Source organism: Paenibacillus sp. ACRRX (assembly GCF_022346885.1).
GTDB lineage: Bacteria > Bacillota > Bacilli > Paenibacillales > Paenibacillaceae > Paenibacillus_B.
In genome coordinates this window covers 172,206-192,630 of sequence record NZ_JAKRNK010000007.1, presented here as the reverse complement: position 1 = coordinate 192,630, position 20,425 = coordinate 172,206, and the positions used below count along the sequence as shown (strand labels likewise).

At 44.8% G+C, this 20,425-nt stretch carries 19 protein-coding genes; 4 read left to right on the top strand and 15 right to left on the bottom strand.

Annotated elements, in window-relative coordinates; genetic code table 11:
* The first annotated feature begins 3 nt into the window (after window positions 1-3).
* Complete coding sequence (locus MH117_RS20010) at window positions 4-921, top strand: hypothetical protein (protein ID WP_239331695.1); 918 nt, start codon at window positions 4-6, stop codon at window positions 919-921.
* A gap of 171 nt (window positions 922-1,092) precedes the next feature.
* Window positions 1,093-1,347 (top strand): NHLP leader peptide family RiPP precursor, encoded by a 255-nt coding sequence (locus tag MH117_RS20005; protein WP_239331693.1) that lies wholly within the window; start codon window positions 1,093-1,095, stop codon window positions 1,345-1,347.
* Window positions 1,348-1,403: 56 nt separating this feature from the next.
* On the opposite strand, the gene MH117_RS20000 is transcribed toward MH117_RS20005, so the two are convergent.
* Together MH117_RS20000 and MH117_RS19995 are read right to left on the bottom strand one after the other, a co-directional pair.
* Window positions 1,404-3,314: a sensor histidine kinase gene (locus MH117_RS20000; RefSeq protein ID WP_239331691.1), complete on the bottom strand. Its 1,911-nt coding sequence runs from the start codon at window positions 3,312-3,314 to the stop codon at window positions 1,404-1,406.
* A gap of 425 nt (window positions 3,315-3,739) precedes the next feature.
* The gene (locus MH117_RS19995; protein WP_239331689.1) at window positions 3,740-4,942 is read right to left on the bottom strand and encodes a hypothetical protein; all 1,203 of its coding nucleotides are present in this window, start codon (window positions 4,940-4,942) and stop codon (window positions 3,740-3,742) included.
* A gap of 278 nt (window positions 4,943-5,220) precedes the next feature.
* On the opposite strand from MH117_RS19995, the gene rluF reads away from it, so the two are divergent.
* Entirely contained in the window at window positions 5,221-5,943 is a 723-nt protein-coding gene (rluF, locus tag MH117_RS19990; protein ID WP_239331687.1) for a 23S rRNA pseudouridine(2604) synthase RluF, read from the top strand.
* Between the two features lie 87 nt (window positions 5,944-6,030).
* On the opposite strand, the gene fabF is transcribed toward rluF, so the two are convergent.
* Window positions 6,031-7,269, bottom strand: coding sequence for a beta-ketoacyl-ACP synthase II (gene fabF / locus MH117_RS19985; RefSeq protein WP_239331685.1), 1,239 nt, complete (start codon window positions 7,267-7,269; stop codon window positions 6,031-6,033).
* A 215-nt stretch (window positions 7,270-7,484) separates the two neighbouring features.
* Between fabF and MH117_RS19980 the strand changes: the two genes are divergently transcribed.
* Complete coding sequence (locus MH117_RS19980) at window positions 7,485-8,351, top strand: helix-turn-helix transcriptional regulator (RefSeq protein ID WP_239331683.1); 867 nt, start codon at window positions 7,485-7,487, stop codon at window positions 8,349-8,351.
* Between the two features lie 389 nt (window positions 8,352-8,740).
* Here the strand turns inward: MH117_RS19980 and MH117_RS19975 are convergent, their stop codons facing one another.
* The 12 genes from MH117_RS19975 to MH117_RS19920 form a co-directional block, all read right to left on the bottom strand.
* A complete protein-coding gene (locus MH117_RS19975) occupies window positions 8,741-9,847 on the bottom strand; it encodes a toxic anion resistance protein (protein ID WP_239331681.1) in 1,107 nt (368 codons plus the stop codon).
* A 21-nt stretch (window positions 9,848-9,868) separates the two neighbouring features.
* Window positions 9,869-10,582: a hypothetical protein gene (locus tag MH117_RS19970; RefSeq protein ID WP_239331679.1), complete on the bottom strand. Its 714-nt coding sequence runs from the start codon at window positions 10,580-10,582 to the stop codon at window positions 9,869-9,871.
* Window positions 10,583-10,701: 119 nt separating this feature from the next.
* Entirely contained in the window at window positions 10,702-11,730 is a 1,029-nt protein-coding gene (locus MH117_RS19965; RefSeq protein WP_239331677.1) for an ATP-grasp domain-containing protein, read from the bottom strand.
* Between the two features lie 12 nt (window positions 11,731-11,742).
* The gene (locus MH117_RS19960) at window positions 11,743-12,579 is read right to left on the bottom strand and encodes an HAD family hydrolase (protein ID WP_239331675.1); all 837 of its coding nucleotides are present in this window, start codon (window positions 12,577-12,579) and stop codon (window positions 11,743-11,745) included.
* 3 nt (window positions 12,580-12,582) lie between these two features.
* Window positions 12,583-13,707, bottom strand: coding sequence for a cysteine protease StiP family protein (locus tag MH117_RS19955; protein ID WP_239331673.1), 1,125 nt, complete (start codon window positions 13,705-13,707; stop codon window positions 12,583-12,585).
* Window positions 13,708-13,742: 35 nt separating this feature from the next.
* The gene (locus MH117_RS19950) at window positions 13,743-15,134 is read right to left on the bottom strand and encodes a phosphoribosyltransferase family protein (RefSeq protein ID WP_239331671.1); all 1,392 of its coding nucleotides are present in this window, start codon (window positions 15,132-15,134) and stop codon (window positions 13,743-13,745) included.
* A complete protein-coding gene (locus MH117_RS19945; protein WP_239331669.1) occupies window positions 15,070-16,278 on the bottom strand; it encodes an HpcH/HpaI aldolase/citrate lyase family protein in 1,209 nt (402 codons plus the stop codon). Before MH117_RS19945 ends, MH117_RS19950 begins: the two co-directional genes overlap by 65 nt.
* A 102-nt stretch (window positions 16,279-16,380) precedes the next feature.
* The gene (locus MH117_RS19940) at window positions 16,381-17,175 is read right to left on the bottom strand and encodes a TerC family protein (RefSeq protein WP_239331667.1); all 795 of its coding nucleotides are present in this window, start codon (window positions 17,173-17,175) and stop codon (window positions 16,381-16,383) included.
* A 38-nt stretch (window positions 17,176-17,213) separates the two neighbouring features.
* Window positions 17,214-18,518 carry a TerD family protein gene (locus MH117_RS19935; protein ID WP_239331665.1) on the bottom strand — a complete coding sequence of 435 codons (1,305 nt, stop codon included), beginning with the start codon at window positions 18,516-18,518 and terminating at the stop codon, window positions 17,214-17,216.
* Window positions 18,519-18,553: 35 nt separating this feature from the next.
* Window positions 18,554-19,135, bottom strand: coding sequence for a TerD family protein (locus MH117_RS19930; protein WP_028544482.1), 582 nt, complete (start codon window positions 19,133-19,135; stop codon window positions 18,554-18,556).
* Window positions 19,136-19,168: 33 nt separating this feature from the next.
* Window positions 19,169-19,747 (bottom strand): TerD family protein, encoded by a 579-nt coding sequence (locus MH117_RS19925; protein WP_239331663.1) that lies wholly within the window; start codon window positions 19,745-19,747, stop codon window positions 19,169-19,171.
* An 86-nt stretch (window positions 19,748-19,833) separates the two neighbouring features.
* Window positions 19,834-20,415: a TerD family protein gene (locus MH117_RS19920; protein WP_239331661.1), complete on the bottom strand. Its 582-nt coding sequence runs from the start codon at window positions 20,413-20,415 to the stop codon at window positions 19,834-19,836.
* Window positions 20,416-20,425 lie beyond the last annotated feature (10 nt).

The window sequence follows — 20,425 nt, the reverse complement described above, 5'->3', positions numbered from 1 at the left end:
CACATGTACTGGTTCGAGAAATATAAGCCTGAATTAGAGCTAATCTTCGCTCAAGCAAAAACATACATCAATCAATACCCTCCATCATTAAAGGAACATGGCTTTCGTTATATAGAAACTTACAATCCGCTAAATGAAACCAGCACAAAGAACTATATCTGCTACCTTCTTCCTTATTGGACACAAGAGGCAACCGGCATTACAACCGAGCAATGTCGCCAGTTGTCTCTAGCAGAGGTGTTTATTATGTTGTATCTGTTCCTTCAGGATGATGTTATGGACACTCGTCCTGCGCAAATAAAGGAGCCACTTGCCCTTAGCAGCTTATTTTATAACACAGCCTTATCCTTATACCGACAACTCTTCCCTTCCGAATCGCCATTTTGGAATGCGTTTGATCAATGTACCGCAGAATGGGCAGAAGGAGTTACACAAGAAGGATACGCGAATTACTTTTTAACCAATCCATTTCACATTACGCTGAAGGCAGCACCTATTAAACTGGCATTTGAAGGCGCGGTTTACTTAGGTGGGCGTATCCATATCCAAGATGTTCTATCTCATGAGGTGAACAACGCATTAATTGCTCTACAGATGGTAGACGACTATTACGATTGGGAAGAAGACATGGCAGAGGGAAATTACAATAGTTTGTTGGCGTGGATTACATATAAATTAGACTTATCCTCTTTTGAGGAACTTACCGCGGCAACTGTTCGGCAATCCATCTTTACTTTAGGACATTTTGATGGATTTGCACAATTTGCCTTGCTGCTCCATCAAGCTTCCACCGTTGCATCCGAGCTACATGATTTTCAACATTTACTCATACAAGTCTTAGTAGAAGAGGCTAATCGTATTCAAAGACAAAAGGAGCTATTATTCGAAGGTGGATTCACTCACTTCTTGTCCATATTATAGAAAACAAATGAAATCCAGATCAATAATCCTATCTGAAACACAATCGACAAGATATACAGTAAAAAAAGGACCTATTTTGTCGAAAATAGTAAAAAAGAAATAGAACCTGATTATATCCCATGGTACACTAGAATTATTCGCAAAACATTATTCTGGAAGGATGATTTTTCAGTGTCCGCTGAACAACAGCTCAAGAACGAAATTATTCAAAAAGCTTGGAATGATCAAGAGTTCAAGAATGAACTATTAATCAACCCCAAAAAAGCTATTCAAGAGGAGTTTGGCATTGTAATTCCTGAACATATTACACTAGACGTTGAGGAAGAAACGCCTACTCGATTCGTGCTTGTCATTCCTCCCAATCCCGCAGATACGCAATCCTCTGATCCAAATGTACTATTGCCTCAAAGTAAAATAGCTTGGTAAACTACTGCCCCATACATATATACAGGAGAAGCTGATACTCAGCTTCTCCTGTTCTGCTAGACCGGTATTGGAGGATTATTAAGCTCGCCATAAGGAAATTCTACCATTACTTCTGTACCGATACCTTTTTTACTAGTAAACTTGATCTTCCCTTGCATAACCTCAATAATACGGAATGTAACCATTAGACCTAGTCCAGTACCCTTACTTTTATTTGAGTAATAAGGTTCGCCTAACCGAGCCAGCTCTTTTTCAGTCATGCCACATCCATCATCTTTAATATGTACAAATACTTTATTTCCTTTTTTGTGTGCAGAAATAATAACTAGACCTTTAACAGTAATCGATTCAATACTATTTTTGACCATATTAATAAATGCTTGCTTGAATTTCGAAGAGTTCCCATATATAAACACATCTTCTTCAATATGAAGTTTGAGTTGCCCCCCCTGCATATTGGCAAGCGGTACAAGAATACTTTCAATATGTCTAAGTTCAGCTCCCAAATCAAGTAGAATCACTTCATGCAGTTCTGGCTTGGCAAATGTCAAAAAGTCGGTAATAATATTTGCCGCACGGTCCAATTCAATCAGTGCCATATCCAAGTATTCTTTTTCCTTTGGTCCTGAACGATGGTTCAACAGCTGCATAAATCCTCTTGTTACTTGTAATGGATTTCGCACTTCATGTGCAACTGAAGCAGCTAACTCGCTAATAATCTCCATCTTCTCAGAGTGTTGAAGTTCATTATTGTACATTTCCAGTTCTTTGGAATATCGAATAACTCGTTCATGATTATTAGCGATTCTTCTACCCAACATAATGATAAGCACAAATTCAAATCCTAAAATACCCCATTTCCAGTATACAAGATCATATTGACCTTCTTTTAGAATAAACCATACTAGTTCCCCTATAAACGGAATACTAAAGATTGCATAACCAATGATAAACAAAATAGCGTCAAAATTTTTCTTAACTGAATATACGATGGAAATAATTAAAAGAAGTGCAAGCTGAATAACCAGCAACATCCCATATATATCCAAACTAAAAATATACGAGTTAAAATACTCACTACTCACAAATGCATTACATAATTGGAAGGTAATAAATAATAAAGAATAAACAACTAATAGATGTCTGTATCTTCTAATAATCAAAAATGGCCCTGATCCTACTAACTTCTCAAAATAAACACTTAGTGCAAGCATTAAAGATATAAGCGCTGCTCCGAAAACCATGTCGAGTGCAGTCTCGTATCCAGGTAAAATGACTAACACAAAGTCCGTGTACCCAAGAATAAGAAAACCAAATGAAAGTACAATAACCGCTAGTGTAATCCATGAAGAAAAATAAGCATTTCGTAATAAAACCGAGCAAAACAACATAACAAGCGCCATTAATATCATAGAACATGCAAGTAGAATATTCGTTAATCCCGAACCTACGTAATTAGGAAACATTTCCTGATAATTACCAAGTAGCATAGATTCCTGAATACCTATTCTGTCATCTGGTGTCTTAACGTGAATGAATAGCGATTGCCCGTCTTGTTGAGATGGTATTGGCAATAATAAACGATATTGATCCAAGCCAAACTGACGAACGGAATTATACAAGGTTTTTCCATCAAATGATACAACTTGAACTTCACGCCCGTATAACTTATAAATACCTAAGCCTGGTTGTCCCCATGACAGCTTAGGAAGGTCAACTCTGTACCAAGCTGAACGAACACCTTCTGGAACATCCGGTAGCCCTTGTTCAATGTTAATCGTCTCCCAAGAATGATTACCCTTTGAAATTTCATCCCATTCCTTAATCTCTTTCTCCCACAACACCTTCCATGTCTTTAATCTGATTTCATCAGGTGGTGTCCCTGCACTCGATTTAAGGGGAGCAAATATGCCTCCTAGAAGGATTAATACGATCACGAGCACAGAGCATTTTCGAATTAAATTCATTATAATATGCACCTCGGAACCTATTTAGACCCAAAATATTGTTCGTATTTCGTTACTATTCGACAAATTATTGCAGATTACCTTCTATATTTTATCAAATTTCATTAAATAAATGATCATATTTTCATAAATAAAAAATATCAACTTTCTTTGGACTTATTTTTATCAACTTCACAAAGAAATAACTTAGTACTAGCGTAGGTTTTTAGGAAGTAGCGATTGTTGCGAGTTTCGAAAATTAAAACCATATACTTTTACATCAGACAACTTTAATATTATATATATTATAAAATGAACATATACTCAATAGTTAAACCTTAAAACTTCCGATATAGATTAAGCAAGAGGGGGATTTCCCCTCCAGCCTTAATCTACTCTATATGATCTATATGCTCGCCATTCAAGATTAGTTTCGTAGTGTCCTGCTATCCAATCATTCGATTTGTATTCTTCATTTTTCTGCCCAACATTAAAATCATAACCAGTACAAACCCCAAAATCCCCCATTTCCAATATATAAGATCATATTGTCCTCTTTTTATAATAAACCATATCAATTCTCCAGCCAAAGGTAAACTAAAGATGGCATACCCGATGATAAACGAAATCGCGTCGCTATTCTTCTTCGTAGAATACGCAATCGAAATAACGAGAAGCAAGACAAGTTGTATCACCAGGAATAATCCATAAATATTCAAACTAAAAATATACAGGCTAATAAACTCATTACTTACAAGTTCACCGCTTAATTGATACGCACCAAACAGTATGGAGTAAATGATTAAGAAATATCTATAACGACGAATGATCCCCCAAGGCCCTGCTCCTACCAATTTCTCAAAGTACAAGCTCAGGGTCAACATAATAATGATTAGGGCGATTCCAAAGGCCGTATCGAGCGCAGTCTGATAACCTGGTAAAATCATCGTAATAGATTCACTATACCCCAGAATAAGTACACCAAAGGAGAGGATAAGTATTGCTAAAGTTAGCATCGAAGAAAAGTGATTTCTTCTTAAAAAAATCGAACAAATGAGCATTATAATGGCCACTGAAATCAAAAAACTGATCAGCAGCAGGTCTGTTAAGCCTCCCCAGACATGCTTCGGGAATAGTGATTGATAGTCTCCAAGAACCATGTTACTTTGAATACCTATGCGATCACTTGGAGTCTTAATATGAATGTAGAGCGATTGGGCACCTTCCTGAAAGGGTACAGGTATTAATAATCGATACTGGTCCAAACCATATGTCCGAATGGAGTGGTAAAGCGTCCTTCCTTCAGAAGAAACAACCTCCACATCATATCCGTGCAGTTTATTAATGTTTAGGCTTGGCTGTCCCCAAGGCGTTTCGGGAAGGTCAATCCGATACCACGCGGAGTGAGTTCCTTCAGGAATAGGAGGGAGTCCTTGTTCAAAGTTGATGGCCTGCCACGGCTGATTCCCCGTTGCTATTTCCTCCCACTCATTGGCACTTGTTTCCCATAACACTTCCCACTTGGTTATTATAATCTCCTCTGACTGTGTTGCAGCGCTTGATTGGTAAGGAGCAAATACGCCCGCTGCTATAAACAACAATATCCCAAGAATAGAACATTTACGTAACCATTTCATTTTAAAATGCACCTCCGAGGAACTGACATCATCGTTTTTTTGGAGAACATGTACTCATTAATTGCTTTCTTCCACATATGCCTACCCCTCTCTGCTGAAAGTATGATCACGTATAAATATTCTGCACACAATGTAAATTTCCTCCTTAAATTGAGAAAATTCACTTTACCTCTATACTTTTTTGTCAAATTGTGCAATTAGGTTCTCCCTTTAGAATTCCATTATTTTTATGCATATGTAGTATAATAGTGAGGCGATGTACTTTGATCTGATACGAGAAGGGAATCCATATGAGAATTAATAAATTCATTAGTGAGACAGGCGTCTGCTCCAGACGTGAAGCAGATAAATGGATTGAGGCAGGACGTGTAACGATTAACGGCCAGCGTGCAGAGCTCGGCAGCACTGTGGAAGCAGGCGATGATGTTCGTGTTAATGGCAAGGCAATTGGCGAGAAGAAACGTCATGTCTATATCGTGCTAAACAAACCTGTTGGTATCACCTGCACATCTGAACCTCACATTAGAGGGAATATTGTCGATTTCGTTAATCATAAAGAACGTATTTTCCCGATCGGACGACTGGATAAGGACTCAGAGGGGTTAATCCTGCTTACCAATGATGGAGATATCGTCAACAAGATTCTTCGTGCGGAACATAACCATGATAAAGAATATATTGTAACGGTGAACAGGCCAATAACGCCTGAGTTTGTTCAAGGGATGTCAAGCGGTGTCCGTATTCTAGGAACGACCACCAAGCCTTGTCACGTGACTAAAATAGGGGATAATGTATTCAAAATCGTTCTTACGCAAGGACTTAATCGCCAGATCCGTCGTATGTGCCAAGTGTTTGGTTACACCGTCGTCAAACTGCGCCGTATTCGAATTATGAACATCGGAATCGGTACCTTGAAAAAGGGTCAGTGGCGTGATCTGACCGAGAAGGAGCTCTCAGAATTGATGAGGCTGACAGATCATGTCAGTCGTGATAATAAAGGAGGAAGGACCTGAATAGGTCCTTCCTCCTTTATTCATTATAAGGTCTCTCATTTCTTCCATAGCCTTAACTTATCCTGAGCTTAATATGCTTATTAAGCTTCACTGAATATACTTCTTCAACACAATAACCGCATTGTGGCCGCCGAACCCAAAGGAATTGGACATGCCTACCGTTAATGCTGCCTGTCGTGCTGTATGTGGAACATAATCGAGGTCACAATCGACATCGGGTTGATCTAAGTTGATCGTTGGGAGCACAATCCCTTCTTGAAGCATCCTCACCAAAGCAACCGCTTCTGCTCCTCCTGACGCACCAAGCATATGACCCAGCATCGATTTGTTCGAGGTCACTGGCACTTTGCCCGCATGCTCGCCGAGTAATCGCTTGATTGCCATCGTCTCGACACGGTCGCCCAGCTCTGTGCTTGTGGCGTGTGCACTGATAACATCCACCTGTTCGGGTTGAAGTCCAGCCTCCTGCAGCGCCAGCTTCATCGCTTGATAAGCGCCACGCCCTTCTGGGTGTGTTGCCACCATGTGGTAAGCGTCAGAGCTTGCTCCGTAACCGATCACTTCCGCATAAATCCGGGCGTCACGACGCAGCGCATGTTCGAGTGATTCCAGCACCAGAACCCCAGCACCCTCTGCCATTACAAAGCCATCGCGCGCTTGGTCAAATGGTCGGCTTGCGCGGGTAGGCTCCTCATTACGCGTAGACAGCGCGGTCGCATTGCTGAAGCTGGCGAGCGACAGCTCCGTAATCGCTGCTTCGGCCCCGCCGGCCAAGACCACGTCCGCTCCGCCGTAGCGAATAAGCCGGAAAGCTTCGCCGATTCCGGTATTGCCGATTGAGCATGCCGTCACTGGGGACAGGGTTGGCCCCCATGTGCCCAAACGTATGCTGATCTGTGCTGCTGCACTGTTCGCAATCATCATCGGCACTAGCAGCGGACTCACCCGCTCAGGGCCTCGATTACGCAGCATGGTTTCCTGCTCCATCATAGATTGAATGCCGCCTATGCCAGAGCCAACGTACACGCCAACACGCTCGGGATCGACTTTGTATCCCTCCAATCCCGCATCTGCGTATGCTTGTTCAGCCGCAGCTACAGCAAATTGAGAAAAGCGGTCCATCCGTCTTGCTTCCTTGCGGCCAAAGCGGCCATCTGCATCGAATTCACGCACAATACCTGCAATTTTTACCTTATGGTGACTTGTGTCAAAAGCATCTATGCTTGAAATACCTGATTGTCCTTCCACTAAGCGGTTCCAAAATGTATCCACGTCATTGCCTACAGGGGAGATAACACCCATTCCTGTAACTACAACTCTATTCATGAAGAATTCCCTCCTGCTTTCCTAATCATGGCATTATCTTCACACAGTAGTTATCATATTACAAGTTGTTGTTTATCCTAGTATAATAACTACTAGAATAAACCTGACACTTATCTCCGCTCTAAACCCGATCGAAGATATCCAATAAACACACCTTATGCAAAGCATGCACCCTAAATAGAACACAACCTTTAACCGTATGGGGGGATGATCATATGACTCAATCTAACTCTAACCATCCGACAAAACTACAAGTATTATCCGAGTTTTTGAAGGCACAGCGCGCCAAGATTATGCCTCAGGCCGTAGGCCTGCCTGCTGGTACACGCAGACGAACACCGGGTCTTCGACGTGAAGAGGTCGCTCAACTCGCCGGCGTTAGCACCACCTGGTATACATGGCTTGAGCAGGGGCGTGACATCCAGGTATCCTCCTCCGTGCTTGACAGTATCGCCTCAGCCTTGCAGCTTACGGTTGACGAGCGCAAATATTTGTACGCGTTAGCGACGGAAAGTGGTACAGGCACCTACGTCATACACGAGGAGCAGCCACGAATTAGCCCGTCGCTCCAGCGTATCCTGAACGAATTAAAGCATTGTCCCACCATTATTTCGGATAGAAAATGCGATATCGTAGGATGGAATGAGGCCGCTGCGCATGTATTTCTCGATTTTAATCATATTCCGCACGGGGAACGGAATATGATCCGTCTGCTCTTTACACGCAAAGAGTTCCAGTCGCTGGCTGTCAATTGGGAGCACTTCGTGAAGGGGTTCCTGTCCATTTTCCGCGCCTATTATGGGCAACATGTCGAAGATCAGTGGTATGAATCGTTTTTAGAGGAGATGAGGGAAGTTCACCCGGGATTCCAACAGCTCTGGAATCAGAGCCAGGTCAGCTCTGCGCCAGAAGTTGTTATTGAATTCCGACATGCGAAAGCAGGTAAAATGCTGTTCCATCTTACCTCGTTGCAAGTTCATGGGGATACGGATCTGAGGGTCAGTATTTATACGCCCGCTCCCGAATCTTCCACAGAGTACAAGCTCCAGAAACTGATGGGCAAAGAGATTCCCCTTCCATAAAAGATATACAATATCATATACACATTTCACGGCTCAGATGCGTCATCCCTTCTACCCGCCGTATGCCAAGAAGCCGATCTTAACGTTGTATATAACGCAGATCGGCTTCTTTCTTTCCTTCAAATTAGATGCGATTCGATTTATGCTCATTGGGATAGACGTGACAAAATGGATTTAGTCTTCTCAAGGCTTGCTATAACGATAAGGAACACAGTCAATAGAACAGCACAAATAACCCCCACCATATGTTAGCTCCTCCATGTTCATAGTAGTACATCTATATGAATCAGAAGCTACTAATATGAACAGGCGAAGCTGCTTGATCTCCCTTAGTCACGTTAGCCGTGGAAACGACAATCGGAACCTGGATTGACCGCCCGAAGCTTGCTTTAGTCCAGGAAGCTAGACATTTTGGCTCCCGTATGAAGCTCTCTACCGGCCTCTGAGCCTGGCTTGCCAGCTGTCAAACCCAATCGTTCAGATAACTTATGGTTGGCTTCCGACATACGTGCAGTATGTTCCGTTGCTGTCTGGATGATTGTCCGGTTTGACTGCTCATAAGCATCCATCGCCGCAAACAAATCGGTCATTGCACGATTGATCGAATCCAGCTCTAATCCTGGCTTACCAAGCAGATCATTCGTCTTCTCCGTAGTTTCCTTTAACAACTTTGAATTTTCCTCAAACATATTTTGCAGTGTCTTATTCGCTGTATTGACAGCATCGATCGTATCCAACTGGTCCTGCAGCGCCATCGCAATCATGGCGGAAACCGTCACTAGATGCTGTGTCTTATCGATAGTCGCATTGACAGAATCAATCAGCTTGTCATTGTTATCATTAATAATGTCTGTGCCAGCTATCGCCTGCTGATACAACATCACCATTTCCGTAAAAGACTGGATTCGAGTAACCACCTTGCGAAGTCCTTTTTCCAGCAGTACTTTACGACTCTCATTTTCTGGCTTAGCAATCTCTTGTTCAAATAATTCTTGCAGCTTCTTCCCCATCGCTATTCGTGTCTGCAAGTGATACACTTCCTCCAAGGAGGACCGTTTTAAGCTTTTCATATACACGATATTTTCCTGCAGCGTATCACGCCCATTTCGCAAATTAGAAACGATTGCGTTGACGTTAGTTCGGACGGATTGGTATTTATAGATATAATTTTTGATCGGCGTTTTGCGTAATATTTTGTCCAACAAGCTTAACTGCTTGCTCTTGCTTAATGAATCAATCTCAGAGCGCAGCTTTAAAATATGGTTGCTTACTTCCGCACGTTTGCCAGACGCAAGCTCATTAACAGGACGTTCAAGCATCGCAAGCGATTGTCCCGCTTTCTCCATCGTCTTTTGCCCCATCATTCCGATATCGTCCATGAGCATTTCCAATTCCATCGGATTGGTGTTTGATACTTTGGTAATAAATTGTGCAGCTTCCTGCTCAACTCTGAGCACATCTTCTTGCTTTAACAAAGTCGTCTGCGTTGCAGCCATCTGCTCGCCTCCTTCATTGATTTAATCCGTCGTACGGTAGCGCTGCTGGATAAGTTCAACCTTGGCTTGCAGCTCAACCAGATCTTTATGTTCAATAGATTCCACATAAAATGACAACTTGGAATTAATATCTTTTACACCTGTTAAGAGCAATCTTCGATTTTGACGTTTGGCCTCTCCGCTCAACTTTAAAAAGGGATTAATGGCACCGTTCAAATCGCGGAATACGAGCCGTTGAATATTATGATTCATATTACCATCGTTCATTTCTTTGAGCTGCGGGATAAGCCGCGTAATACGTGTTAACAACGTCAATGTCTTCTCTACAATCTCATTATCGAGCGTATTTTTCTGGCCTTCAGAGATGACCATCTCTTCGATAACGCCGATATATTCATACACGGAAGCCCATACAGGATCCTCTTCCTGCGCGGCTGCAGTCTGCAAATCCGGCGGGTTATCCGCGGATGCTGCATGTGCTGGCTGCGGCGGTGCCTGTGTCGGCTGACCTATGTGCATGGACTGCTGCACAGACTGTATGTTAGCCGGTCCTTGATCAGGCAGGGCCTGTGCCGCCGCCTGTCTGGCACGACCACTTCCTGCGGCTATCGCCACAAAAATAATGGCGGCGGGTATAAGCATGCTGACGTATAACGGCAGCCATATATGGGTTAGCAGAGCCGCTGCATAACCTGCAGCAGCTAGACCTACGGCCCATTTATATTTACGATTCATCCCTCTACACCTCCATATGATCCCGGATGAACAGGATATACTGCCCTGTTATTCCAAGTAAATATTTGGTATCAGGATTCATTCTACGGGTGGTTTTTTGGCTTGTCAATGAAGTCAATTCAGTGCCCAACATGGCTCTTTAAGACGACAGGCTGTTCAATATAACTGATCTGCATATCAAACTTTGGCTCTGGAACAACAAAAGACTGACCTTGAATCTCCTTTACAGCCAAATACGGAATATTAATACCCGATAGGCAGGATATATACAAGCCCCCCGACATACGCGGGTTTATTTCCAGCAGCTTTGGAATTCCCCTGTTGTACTTCACCTGAATATTAAACACATATGGGATCCGATAACGTGCGGCTACACGTTCGGCAACGTCCAGCAGCGCTGGGATTTTCTCAAGCTCGTATACCCGACCGGTCGACTTTCTGCGTGGTATAGCTGTCAGAAGCTTTCCCTCTGCCGAGGACAAGCAGTCAATGCTGTATTCGTCTCCTTCCAGCAGTTCCATTACCATAATGTCGTCGAACCATTCTTTGCTTGAAAAAGCTTTATACGCTTCTTCAAACGAAGTTCTAAGCGTCACCCAGCCATACATTTCCTCTAATGGGTTACTGCGTTCTGCAATAATACGGAATCCCATTCCACCTTCAGAGTTAGTTGGCTTGAAACACACTTTATTCCCTTCTGATGTTAGCTCTTCATAAGCTTGCTTGAACTGTGCAGCCGTATTTACGACCCGATAAGAGGGCAATGTAACGACATCGGTGTTCTGAAGCGCTTCGTAAAACAAATGCTTGTTCATCAGCTGGTGGAGCAGCGTAAGGTCCCTGCACACCATCACCTTAGTCCCAATGGCCTCAAAACGCTCGATTTGTTCGGCAATGTCATACATGTGCAGGCGGGGGATAAAGATATCAATGCCATGCTGTCTACAGAAGTCCAGACAGAACTGCACATATTCCGCGCCCTTGACAGTAGGTTCCACAAAAGCATAATCGCAAGCTTGCAAATGCATATGATTGGGGTCAGGATGAGTCCCATAAAATACAAACGGCTGCTGGTCCGGATTGCTGCGAATCATATGAATGTAATGATAAGCTACGGAAAACCAACGATTAAACCAAATTTTCGTCATGTCACATCTTCCTCACTGTATCCCTAATGGGGTTGTTTCTGCATAGTTAGTACTTGAGGCAAACCACGCCTGTATACGAACTAACAGCTCCTCTGACGCCGCCAATCCTGACTGTTCAGTAAAAGTAAAATGAGTAGGCGCTGCCCCCCCGTAATGTCTGAACAATTCACCATGCTTCGGTGCAATTGCAAAGTCTGCTGCACGCAGCAAGCTCTCATCCAGCAAGGAATCACCCGCAGCAGCCAAACGGGAACAACCCAGAAGTTGAGCGACGTAAGACAAAGCCCGACCTTTACATAATCCAGCAGGAACAAGATAAAGCTTCCTTCCCTGAATCGACATCTTCCACCCCTGATCAGCAAGCAGCAAGCGGAAGGACTCCATCTCAGACAACGGCAGCTTGTCTCTATGAATTCGTATCGCAAAGAACATCTCATCAGCAAATGATACATCGACTACCCATTCTGGATGGGCCAGCTCATCAAACCTTGCTTTCACCTCTAATGCTTCGCTACATTCCCGCATTGTCAAGCGAATCTGCTGCGCCCAATCCTCATCGGGCTTGCCGTCCACGAGCAGATGCCCGCCATTACTCGTGATCGCATACTTGGGCCTGCAGAGGTCGGCAAGGTAAAATATACGGCGATATTGCTCAACCGTCCTTGTCGTAACAGGAACAAACTCCACCTGATTCATTAACGTCCTTAACCTTTTGATCGAGGTATGGGACATATAAGAAATAATGCGACCTTCATATCGTTCGACAGGCACAAGTTGATCCAGACTAACCTGCCCCATAGAACGCTGTGAATAGATCAAGGTCTGATCGAGATCACTCGCAAATAACATCCGTTAAGCATCCTCCTTCATCGACTTTATAAGTCCGCAGCAGGAATACGTTAATCCCTTGTATACTTCAACAGGTACATTTCGCTGCTCAGCTAGCAAGAGGATATGCTTTAAGCTCGGATTGTCGAGGCGATCCACAATAATCTTCCAGGGTACACGACGAAGCAGCACCCTTGTCGTCTCTCCTACGCCAGGCTTAATCAGATTCACATTGTTGATGCCAAAGCGATCTTGAATGCCTACTACATCCTCAAGTCCCCGCCAAGTTGCACGATGCTCCCGTGGATGCGCGTACGCATAAGCTGCTTTTACCTTTGCCTCAGCAGCTACTCGTGCAAAGCAGCGGGATACGGTGTCAACAAATAAGTTGGACAAGTCCTCTTGCTGCCATTCGCGATAGAACTTTGCACCGTGATATTCATCTGCTCCGATCAAATCTGCTCGATGCACCGTTCGGCTGATCAATCCAGATACAGTGGAATTCAAGCAGGCACTCGGAATGAGATAATCCTCCCTTGTGCCATAGGTGTCCGAGCAGCGGCCAGGATCAGCCAATACAGCCAAGTCGTCATCCACCTGTACACCATACTTGCTGAACATATGGTCGCTAGCCTGCATGAGTACTGTACGGATCGCCCCCTTGCCTGTCCAGCCGTCAACAAATTGGATCTGGCGATCCGGATGCTGCTGCAGCATATAACAGACAGCATTCTCATCGATCCCTTTGCCACGAATAATCGAAATGCTGTAATGCGGCGCTTCGATCTGACATATTTCACGCCAGTATCGCTTGATCAATATCCCTACGGGTGTTCCTGCTCTAGCTAGCGAGGCAAGCACAACGTTGTCGCCACGCTTCAGCCGGATCAGCTCTGCCACGATCCCTACGGCTAATGCCACCCGCTCAGCATTATCTTTCAGCGCCTGATGGAACAGTTGAATGTAAGCGTCAGACGGTCTATACTCCAACGGCAGCATTTCCGAATAATGAACGCCCGCTTGGATCGCTTCCTCCCGATCTTCTGTTCCTTGTTCCATCATTAGACCACTCAGATCCTTAAGCACAAATCGTACATCTTCAGCACGGTAACTGCCCATATGTGGCGGATCCGGTAAGCGCCTGGACATGAGATTGGTTAGCATCCGATCATACCCCCATTAATTCATTGATCACCATACACGATATGTATAACCGGAATACCCGTCAGACGACATGCATCAAGAAAAGATGCTTCCTGCTCGTCTCCTGCTGCCCGTTCTATAAATACAAACAATTCATCGTACGTATCCAAAGGCACGTTATAGAAAAAGTTTAACGTTCCCCTGCAATCCATTGAATCAAATGAGAACACGTTCTGAATCCCATATCCTTGCTGACGATGCGGGTATATGGGGCTGCGTGTACTGGATTGATAGGACACACCTTCCCCCATCTCACTGGCAAGCCGCATCGGGATATACATAAATTCGCCCGTTCCCATACATAATGTTCTATTCCCCGTCCGCAACGATCGGATGTACTGTCCCGCACGAGCTAACTGTTCCTCTAATTCCTGTTGGTGAAGAGCGTCCATTCCGAATCTTCCCGTATCCCTCATGTAGGACTCCTCGTGAACCGACCGCTCCGCAATCATCGTTTGAGCCCGAGCAGGTTCAAAATAACGACCTATGTAGTGACGCCTAACTGGCATGTCTTGATGCCCTGGCCATACATCCAGCTGAGGTCGTTCCAGTTCAATCGGGCCTCCGCTTACTCGAATTTCTCCTTGCAGCAATGACAGACATTCGATTGTAATCCCGAGTTCCTTCTCCAGATTGGCAAATCTCGCTTTGTCCGATGCTGATCGCCAATCCAGCAGACTAGCGATCACATAGTGGCTGCGCGGGTGCTTGCTGTGAAGATCACGAATAATATTCAACGACGTATTGCCTGTTGTTATCTCATCATCTACTAATACCACACGTTCCGTTCCATTAAAAAAAGTTGCCTGTCTCGCATAACAGCGATGTGCTGTCGCATGTGAATGCTCCTCTTCAAACTCCAAAACCGGTGTCATACCTGCAACTATTTCTCTAGTTGTGTGCAAGAATCGAGTCTGACCCTTGAAGAAACTGTACATGCTGTGTCCCAAAGCTGTTGCCGTTTCCGCAAACGCAATAAACAACAAAGGTTCTTCTACTTCAAGAGGATTTGTCCGCAGCGCTTCATATTTATCCTTCGCTGTATCCGGTTCGACAAACGCTTGAATCATATCATCAAGCCCTATTACGGGTGATCCCTGCAATCTGTTCTGAAGCAATAAGGCTAATGCCGCTCCTCCCAACAAAGAGACATGCGGATGAACGGGAATGTGTTTGCCCAATATTTTGCTGACAAAGAGAAAGCTTCGCTTTTTATTGATTCTTGCCGCCATTTCGAATAACACATCAAGCGGAAGCCCAAACGGATTGCCTGTCACTTCGATCTCTACCAACAAATCCCCTAGTATGTTAAATGAATGCTTGCTCGTATTCATTTTTCCCGATAAGCAGTGCGGTAAAGTTTTGGTTTTCATGCAGCACCCCGTATATTTCGGAACGAATCATAATGCGGCGCGCCCAGTTCATGTGCGGCTTGATTTCGTTCATTTTATTGGAATATTCGCTTTTCATCACACCGAGCAGTCCATTGTTGTTGGCGATAATATGAACTGCGTCCACATACTCTTCGTGTGTAACCGCATAGAGCGCCTGAACCGGTCGAATATGTGACGGATGAATAATGGTCTTGCCGATAATGCCGTTCTCCTTGTCCATAGCGACCTCACGAATGAGTCCATCTACATATACATTGATATACTGCATGCGCAATCTTCGTCCCAATCGACCAGCACTTTCTTCAAATGGCGTCTGACGGAGTTGTGGCTTCAGCACACGTTCACTCTTGAAGTACTCCCAGACCGGACCCGAAACGACATAACTGTCCTCCATCCGTCCAAATAAGTTAATAATGTCCGTGATGCAATCCCTGATTACACCAATATCGTAGATCGTCATATCGGGGCTGCGTCTTAGTCCGAATAAACTGGAGAAATCGGTAGCTCCAATCCGTACATTTAATATATAAGGCCTATATTCATCCAGCAGCTGCTTGATTTCGATAAGCGTCTGCCTTCTCGACTCACAATATATAACACTCGAAGATTCCAGGATCGGCATCGCGTACAGCAATGGCAAGGCAGGGTTAGCCAAATGGTATTCTCTTAGAATGGATAAGTATGAACGTCCATTCAGCACCGAGAACTTAGGCAGCACAAAGCCTGCAACCAGTTCAATCGTATCTTCCAGCACTGCGATCATTCGTGTCAGCTGCTCTGGTGCACGCACACGAATAAACAACAACGGCAGCTGATCACGAGTCATCAAACCGTGGTGCAGCAGCGTTGATAACCTTCTGAGATGATCCCTGATCGACTCCTCGGCAACCTGAAGATGCTGATCTCCTACCGCATCTTCCAAGTCAAGCACAACGGTAACAAGACCCTCGTACTTGCCTGTCAAGATATCCTCACTTATCGTCTGCCGAGTAGCCGGCATGTACAAAGCCGCGCCAAGAGCATGCGACAGCAATTCTCTATCTGCCCTATTATCGAATGGGACCGGCGCTTTATGAAAAATCAGCGTTTCTTCCTCTTCAGAGAGATTGTTGAAGTAACGCATTCGAATGACCTCCTCCGTAAGCGGGGACTGATTGTTAAGTAAAAAATAATCCCCCTGATCTACGGTTCAGAAGGGGGATTGTACTGCGAAGGAGAGTGCTGATTAAGCAGAAGTCGTATGCTCTGTTTTTTTCTTGATGGAGCTGACGATCATCGTACCTACGAAGACACCGATAATGACCGAGAAGAACAAGATGTGCGACACATGGATTCCGTATGCTGCGGCAATCATTTTCGCACCGATAATAATAATGAGAATAAAAGCAGCCTTCTCTAGTTCCGGGAACTTTTCAATAAGCCGCAGGAAGACTTGTGCCACGCCGCGCATCATTAGCACGCCGAGAATACCGCCGAGGAACAGCACCCACACTTTCTCGCTTACACCAAATGCCGCCAACACACTGTCAATACTAAATGCGATATCCATAACTTCAACGGCCAGTACGGTTCTCCAGAAGCCATAGCCTTTATTCTCGACTTCCTCTGCCTCTGCTTCCGCTTTTTTGCCGATATAAGGAATTAACGGGATGCCGCCGACTTTGGCCAGTTTAAATTGTAGTCCAAACAGATGACTAAGCGCGATCCATAACAGATATACACCGCCGGCAACTTTAACCCATGTGATCTTCACTAAAAATGTACCTACACCAATAGCGATGAACCGGAATATATAAGCACCCAGAATTCCGTAGAACAAGGCCTTTTTCTGCTGTTCCTTCGGCAAGTGCTTAACCATAACGGCCAAGACAAGCGCATTATCTGCGGATAAAAGACCTTCCAAGATAACAAGCGTGCCGATAATGCCCCAGTTAACAGGATCACTAAGTGTAGCTACAATGTTGGACCATTCAAAGAAACTGGAGAAATTGCTAATAAAGCTGCTTATGAAATCAGACATATCGAATATTGGCTCCTTCTATAAAAGAGGTTGCTTTATTATTTAGAACCGGCTCTCCATTGCAATCCCCAGTCGTACGCATGGTCCATATCTCGATGGCCCGGGAAATAATCAACCAGCTTTTCAATACTGAATGTTTCATTATTCACGTTACGGATCATAGCAATCGCGCACATTCCCTTACGATTCTCTGGCTGATCGAGCTTAATAATGATATCGGGTCCCTCTGGCTGCTTAATCGTAACAATGCCATCTGCTTGCGCCCAGTTGGCTACTCCTTCATAGATAAAGGCATACACCAGAATACGCTTGATCTGGGACAGATACTGTCCGTTGATGCGCAAGTTCTCTCCCGTCTTGACCATACCTGTACGATCATCTCCGTCAAGAGCGACATACGGTGCATACTGGAGAGCACCAAATGAATTGCCTAAAGCTTGCACGGTTGATTTATCCCCGTTTGTTAACTCATACAAGCAGCCTACATCCAGGTCGACACCTTTCGCCCCGAAAAAACCAGATGACTTCTTACGATTCCAGTTGAGATTAACGACGATTTCGCCAATTGGTCCCTTTGTCTTCGTCAGATTAACTACCTCGCCGCGCTTCTTTAGTTCAATCTTAGTCAAATTAACAGGCGTTGGCGCAGGAGATGGTTGAACAGGAGGTGTCTGTACCAAGGGAGCTGGAGGTACAGGCTTAACCGACGCTTGCGAGTTCATGTCATCGCGATCCCCTGAAGAATTGCCTGCGGATGCCGATGGCTTCTGATCCTGCACTTCGATGCCGAAGCTCCCGCACAGCGCAGCAAGTCCGCCCCCATATCCGGCTCCTGTTCCATTAAACTTCCATTCCCCGTTATGACGATAAAGTTCACCGACAACAATAGCGGTTTCGACTGTAAAAATCTGCCCAAGATTGTAACGAATGAGCTCATTGCCCGTCATCGGGTGGAGAATACGAATGTACAGTTCCTGAATATCTGAAAACTGATGCGACACATGTGCATCCGAATGAATCGTAAGTGTGAAAGCAATTCGCTCATACACAGCAGGTACCTGCTGTAATTGAATGATGAACTGCTCGTTATCCATTATGCCTGAATAAGAGCGCTTCTCCGCTGCGGACTGGACGCTAACAGAGCCAACACCGCCTGTTGAATTGCCATAGAATACAAGATCCTCATCCTTAGTAACTTTCGAATCCTTGCTTAACAGAAAGGCAGACAAATCAATATCTACCTGCTTCGGGTTAACCCAGCCCATCCCTACAACAATCTGATCTAGACCAGGATTACTTTTTGTCAGATCCACCTTCTGACCTTTTATCAATGCTAATGACATATGTCTCCGCCTCTCCGCTGCAAACGATCAGCCCGTTACTGGGCATCCAGTCCATAATTGCGGCATAATGCAGCAAGTCCGCCGGTGAAGCCGGACCCAACAGCCTGGAATTTCCACTCTGATCCATGACGGTATAGTTCACATATGACTACTGCCGTCTCAATGGAGAAATCCTCGCCCAAATCATAGCGCAGTACTTCTCTGCCGCTCAGTTCATCCACTACACGTACGAATGCATTGGCTACTTGGCCAAAATTCTGACTTCTCGCCTGCGCCTCATAGATCGTAACCGTGATGCCAATACGCTGGACTTCCGCCGGAATTAAAGCGAAGTTAATCTTAATCTGTTCATCGTCCCCATCGCCTTCTCCCGTGCGATTATCGCCCGTGTGAAGAACGGAGCCGTTAGGTGTCTTCGTATTGCCATAGAATACGAAACCTTCCACACCTTTGGCTTTTCCATCCTCATGCAGCAGGAAAGCAGATGCATCCAGATCGAAATCAACGCCATTGCTGTACTTATTCGTATCCCAACCCAGACCGATGATGACTTTCTCCAATCCAGGATTCGTTTTGGTCAGATCAATTCGCTGTCCTTTTGACAAGCTGATTGTCATGTCATCACTCCTTATCACCTGTTCACTAACGTCTTAGACACTAACGCCATAGTCACGGCATAAGCCAACCAATCCATCTTTGTAGCCGCTGCCTACAGCGCTGAACTTCCATTCGGCTCCATGTCGATATAACTCTCCAACAACTACAGCAGTCTCAATGGAGAAATCTTCGCCTAGGTCATACCGAATAAGCTCCTCGCCTGTTTGCTCGTCAACTACCCGAACATAAGCGTTAGCGACTTGACCAAAGTTTTGGTTGCGAGCTTGCGCTTCATGGATCGTAATGCAAAACGCCACTTTTTCCACGGCTGCCGGAACTTCTGCCAGTTGAATATGGACGCTCTCGTCGTCTCCAGATCCTTCTCCTGTACGGTTGTCGCCGGTACTGCGAATGGAGCCGTTGGTGTTAACTGGGTTGTTGTAGAAAATAAAGTCAGCATCAGAGCTTACTTTGCCGGAAGCGCTCAAACAAAATGAACTCGCATCCAGATCAAAATCGTTGCCGCCATCGTACTTGTTCGTATCCCATCCTAATCCGATAATCACTTTGGTTAATCCGGGGTTAGACTTCGTTAAGTCTACTTTCTGGCCTTTCGATAAATTTACAGGCATCTACTCCAGCACCCTTCTCCTTGTATTAGAAGGAGCCGCCTGTTGTTGGACGGCTCTCAACACTGCATAGCAAGTAATGATTACGATTAGCCTACATCAAGGCCAAAATCGCGGCATAGGCCTGCAAGACCATCTCGATAACCGCTGCCTACAGCGCTGAATTTCCATTCACCACCATGACGATACAATTCTGCCACAACGATAGCCGTCTCTACAGAAAAGTCTTCGCCCAGGTCATAACGGATTAGTTCTTCACCAGACTGCTCGTTTACAATCCGAACAAAAGCATTGGACACTTGTCCAAAGTTCTGACTGCGCGTGTCCGCTTCGTGAATGGTGATACAAAATGACACCTTGTCAACCTCCGCTGGGATATTGGCCAGGTCCACTTTGATCTGCTCATCGTCCCCTTCGCCTTCGCCTGTGCGGTTATCGCCTGTATGTACAACGGATTGATTACTGTTCTGTGTATTGCCGTAAAAAACAAAATCCTTTTCCGAAGCTACTTTACCACCATTATTCAATAGAAACACTGTTGCATCCAAATCAAAATCTTTACCGCCATCATACTTGTTCGTATCCCATCCAAGTCCGACTACAACCTTAGTTAATCCAGGGTTTCCTTTTGTCAAATCAATTTTCTGGCCCTTCTGCAAACTAATCGCCATGTCGTATCCC

Coding starts and splice junctions, on each gene's coding strand:
- MH117_RS20010 (WP_239331695.1), top strand. CDS start 4: ATGTACTGGTTCGAGAAATATAAGCCTGAATTAGAGCTAATCTTCGCT.
- MH117_RS20000 (WP_239331691.1), bottom strand. CDS start 3,314: ATGAATTTAATTCGAAAATGCTCTGTGCTCGTGATCGTATTAATCCTT.
- rluF (WP_239331687.1), top strand. CDS start 5,221: ATGAGAATTAATAAATTCATTAGTGAGACAGGCGTCTGCTCCAGACGT.
- fabF (WP_239331685.1), bottom strand. CDS start 7,269: ATGAATAGAGTTGTAGTTACAGGAATGGGTGTTATCTCCCCTGTAGGC.
- MH117_RS19980 (WP_239331683.1), top strand. CDS start 7,485: ATGACTCAATCTAACTCTAACCATCCGACAAAACTACAAGTATTATCC.
- MH117_RS19975 (WP_239331681.1), bottom strand. CDS start 9,847: ATGGCTGCAACGCAGACGACTTTGTTAAAGCAAGAAGATGTGCTCAGA.
- MH117_RS19970 (WP_239331679.1), bottom strand. CDS start 10,582: ATGAATCGTAAATATAAATGGGCCGTAGGTCTAGCTGCTGCAGGTTAT.
- MH117_RS19965 (WP_239331677.1), bottom strand. CDS start 11,730: ATGACGAAAATTTGGTTTAATCGTTGGTTTTCCGTAGCTTATCATTAC.
- MH117_RS19960 (WP_239331675.1), bottom strand. CDS start 12,579: ATGTTATTTGCGAGTGATCTCGATCAGACCTTGATCTATTCACAGCGT.
- MH117_RS19955 (WP_239331673.1), bottom strand. CDS start 13,707: ATGTCCAGGCGCTTACCGGATCCGCCACATATGGGCAGTTACCGTGCT.
- MH117_RS19950 (WP_239331671.1), bottom strand. CDS start 15,134: ATGAAAACCAAAACTTTACCGCACTGCTTATCGGGAAAAATGAATACG.
- MH117_RS19945 (WP_239331669.1), bottom strand. CDS start 16,278: ATGCGTTACTTCAACAATCTCTCTGAAGAGGAAGAAACGCTGATTTTT.
- MH117_RS19940 (WP_239331667.1), bottom strand. CDS start 17,175: ATGTCTGATTTCATAAGCAGCTTTATTAGCAATTTCTCCAGTTTCTTT.
- MH117_RS19935 (WP_239331665.1), bottom strand. CDS start 18,518: ATGTCATTAGCATTGATAAAAGGTCAGAAGGTGGATCTGACAAAAAGT.
- MH117_RS19930 (WP_028544482.1), bottom strand. CDS start 19,135: ATGACAATCAGCTTGTCAAAAGGACAGCGAATTGATCTGACCAAAACG.
- MH117_RS19925 (WP_239331663.1), bottom strand. CDS start 19,747: ATGCCTGTAAATTTATCGAAAGGCCAGAAAGTAGACTTAACGAAGTCT.
- MH117_RS19920 (WP_239331661.1), bottom strand. CDS start 20,415: ATGGCGATTAGTTTGCAGAAGGGCCAGAAAATTGATTTGACAAAAGGA.